The sequence below is a fragment of the Paradesulfitobacterium aromaticivorans genome (assembly GCF_054657415.1).
Window position 1 is genome coordinate 1 of the sequence record NZ_BAAHYT010000003.1, and the last position, 3,455, is coordinate 3,455.

The window sequence follows — 3,455 nt, forward strand, 5'->3', positions numbered from 1 at the left end:
CCAGCATCTAACACCGAACATTCACTTGAAGTTGTGTTGGCACTTATTAAATGCGTGGAGCGCTCATTCTTCGCGCTCTCGCATGGCTCCAACATTTTCTCCCTTAAACACTCGGTGTTAGACACTGAACCGTTCGACTTGCATGTGTTAGGCACGCCGCCAGCGTTCGTCCTGAGCCAGGATCAAACTCTCCATAAAATTTATCTCACTTCCATAGGAAGTTCGATTCTTCTTAAGAGATTTCGATCGCTCAAAATCAATTTCTCAGTTACGGCTGATTGCTCAGCTAAACTGACGAGTTACATTGGCGTCTTGTTGTTTAGTTTTCAAAGATCAGGACGATCTGAGTGTCGCGAAGGACATGACTCAAACACGATGTTTGAGATTAGACACCGCCAAACAAGTGCGACAGTCCACTGGGACTATCGGGATGGCAAGGTGTTGGATGTCCGAGAGCGACCAAAGACCAAAGATCATCGCCGTATTGGCGACTGACGGAATCTTATATTAGCATAACACCTTTTTGATGTCAACTGCTTTTGTTTTCCTCCGTCATCTTTTATTAAAGCTTTTCAAGAGTTATCCCTGATTGGGTTTGCCGCCTCAACCGGAGACGAATGTCATCTTATCATCAATATCCATTGACGTCAATAACTTATTATATTCCTCAGATGGATAAAATATCCTAATTATTTAATATTTTTTGCATACGGGTTCAGCCTCGAATTACTTGTTGAAAAGTATCAAGCCAAGAATACATAAAGCAGCACCGATAAGTTTGGTTCCTCCGAAGCCCTCCTTATGGAAAAAAACTCCAACAGGAATGAGTATGAGTGCCAGAGCGATGTTGGCTAGGTTATAAGCAAGGCCAAAAACGGGTTTGCTCTTTCGTGCGTGGATTTCTGTGCTACATTATACAAAACATTGGATGCTACGATCAGCACGATCGAAAAAACATACATGAACATTAAACGCTACTCCTATCAACTTTTTCTCTAAACAACATATCTCCACGTCAGAATAACCGTAGCTATATTTAATCCGATAAACAAAGGGACACCCACCTTAAACTTTACATGCTGCGTCTTATGACGAAACAGCTGCATGCCTATAAAAACCCCTACCCCTCCCATGGCGAAAGCGAGGCCTAGCAGCGTGCTTTCACGAACGCGCCACTGGTTGTGACGGGCTTTGAACTTGTCCAAGCCGACCACCGCCATCGTCACTAGGTTCCATAGGAGATAAATACCCAACCCATATGCCATTTTACCATCACCTGTCGTTTCTGGCTTAGCCAGATTTCATAACCTTAAGCGATAAACAAAAATGGCCAGGAGTTAGCTCTCTTGACCGTTTCCTCTTAATTTTAAATCCTAATTAAAAAAACCATTGACTCGTAAAAAAATTAATGGTAAAGTAAAATTTGAGACAGCAAATATAATTTACAGACACTAATCTAACTATACTATATCACGCATAATTCCCTTTGTCAATACCGGGTCTTTGACACTTGCGCTTATATAGAAATTTCTACAAGCCTTGAAAACAGGGCTTTTTTTATTGGAAAAATGTCAAATTTTCTCCAATCCTTAGTGCGTAATTTAGCGTAATGTGTTATAATGTAAGGGATTGGAGGAGATTGTTACTATGCGACTTAGTATATCCAAGTCTAAAAATGCTACTTCGCTTTATGTCATACAATCTATTTACGAGAACGGTAGGCGTTCCACAAAAGTTGTTGAAAAGTTAGGGACGCTTGCTGAATTACAGCAAAAACTAAATGGGCGAGATCCTATTGAATGGGCTAAATCATACATAGAAGACCTTAACAAAAAAGAGAAAGAGCAATCGCGAGAAGTCATCGTTAAATACTCTCCATCTAAAGTAATCTCCAAGGATCAACAACACTTCTTCAACGGTGGTTATCTTTTTCTCCAGCAGATCTATCACGAACTCAATCTTCATAAGGTTTCCGCTGAGATATCAAAAAAGTATAAGTTCTTTTTTGATCTGAATGCTATACTGTCACGGCTCCTTTACGGACGGATCCTTTTTCCTTCTTCCAAACTCGCTACCTACAAGCATTCCTCAAAGTTCATTGAACAAACTGACTTTGAATTGCAGCATGTGTACAGAGCACTTGAAGTCATTTCCAAAGAAATGGACTTCATTCAGTCTTCTCTTTATAGCAACAGCCTCAAAATTTCAAAGAGAAACACGGGTATTCTCTATTATGACTGTACCAATTATTTCTTTGAAATCGAGCAAGAAGAAGGCCTTAAACAGTATGGCGCTTCAAAAGAACACCGACCGAACCCTATCATCCAAATGGGTCTGTTCATGGATGGAGACGGTATTCCTCTTGCTTTTAATCTCAACAGCGGCAACACGAATGAACAGATTACGCTTAAACCCTTAGAGCAAAAAATACTTTCCGATTTTAAACTTTCCAAATTTGTTGTCTGTACAGATGCCGGACTGGCTTCTGAAAAGAACAGAAGGTTCAACAACGAAGGCGAACGCGCATTTATCACGACCCAATCGATTAAAAAACTAAAAAAGCATTTAAAAGAATGGTCTCTTGATTCAAAAGACTGGCATCTTGCAGATCATGATAAAACTTATGATATCGCCCAGCTTGACGAGGAAACCTATAAAGACAAATGCTTCTTCAAAGAACGCTGGATTAAAGAAAATGGCCTAGAACAAAAACTTATTGTCACTTACTCCATCAAGTATAAAAACTATCAACGTCAAATTCGTAATTCACAAATCGAACGTGCTCAGAAATTACTTGATTCGAATCCGACTAAAATTTCAAAAAGCAATCAGAACGACTATAAACGTTTTATCAAGAAAACCAGCTGTACGTCTGATGGCGAAATAGCCGACAATGAACTCTATGCCTTAAATAACGAAACCATCGTTGCCGAAGAAGCCTATGACGGATTTTATGCCGTTTGCACGAACCTCGAAGGTAGTGCTCAGGAAATCATCCGAATTAACCAGCGGCGCTGGGAGATTGAAGAATGTTTCCGGATCATGAAAAGCGAGTTTAAAGCCCGACCAGTGTACTTAAGTCGCGAAGATAGAATTAAAGCACATTTTACTACCTGCTTTATGGCCCTCATCATTTATCGATTATTGGAAAAGAAACTAGGAAATAAGTTTACATGCAGTGAAATCGTCAACGGATTGAGAGAAATGAATTTCTATGAGATCAAGGGCGAGGGATATATACCGACCTACACAAGAACTGATTTTACAGATGCTCTGCATGAATCTTTCTGCTTTCGAACAGATTTCGAGATTATAAAAAAGACACAGATGAAAAAAATTCTAAGCACGACTAAGAAATAAAAAAATTACTCACTTTTTTAAAATACAAAAAAAGCTTGAACACCTTGCAAATACAGGGCTTTCAAGCTTTTTATAGTTTTTAACTGTCAAAGATG

At 39.4% G+C, this 3,455-nt stretch carries 2 protein-coding genes, 1 rRNA gene and 1 pseudogene; 1 reads left to right on the top strand and 3 read right to left on the bottom strand.

Annotation, left to right across the window (positions count from 1 at the left end; genetic code table 11):
* The 3 genes and pseudogenes from ACYQ2N_RS00570 to ACYQ2N_RS00580 all read right to left on the bottom strand — a co-directional run.
* Positions 1-198: ribosomal RNA gene (locus ACYQ2N_RS00570) — 16S ribosomal RNA — on the bottom strand; the annotation flags it as partial.
* A gap of 528 nt (positions 199-726) precedes the next feature.
* Positions 727-968 (bottom strand): annotated as a pseudogene (locus ACYQ2N_RS00575) (hypothetical protein).
* Between the two features lie 27 nt (positions 969-995).
* On the bottom strand, positions 996-1,265 hold the full coding sequence (locus tag ACYQ2N_RS00580) for a DUF1294 domain-containing protein (RefSeq protein ID WP_459996791.1): 270 nt from the start codon (positions 1,263-1,265) through the stop codon (positions 996-998).
* 382 nt (positions 1,266-1,647) lie between these two features.
* Between ACYQ2N_RS00580 and ACYQ2N_RS00585 the strand changes: the two genes are divergently transcribed.
* Positions 1,648-3,360: an IS1634 family transposase gene (locus tag ACYQ2N_RS00585; protein WP_459996793.1), complete on the top strand. Its 1,713-nt coding sequence runs from the start codon at positions 1,648-1,650 to the stop codon at positions 3,358-3,360.
* Positions 3,361-3,455: the final 95 nt, after the last annotated feature.

Excerpts from the sequence above, each read along its gene's own strand:
- ACYQ2N_RS00580 (WP_459996791.1), bottom strand. The coding sequence starts at position 1,265 with ATGGCATATGGGTTGGGTATTTATCTCCTATGGAACCTAGTGACGATG.
- ACYQ2N_RS00585 (WP_459996793.1), top strand. The coding sequence starts at position 1,648 with ATGCGACTTAGTATATCCAAGTCTAAAAATGCTACTTCGCTTTATGTC.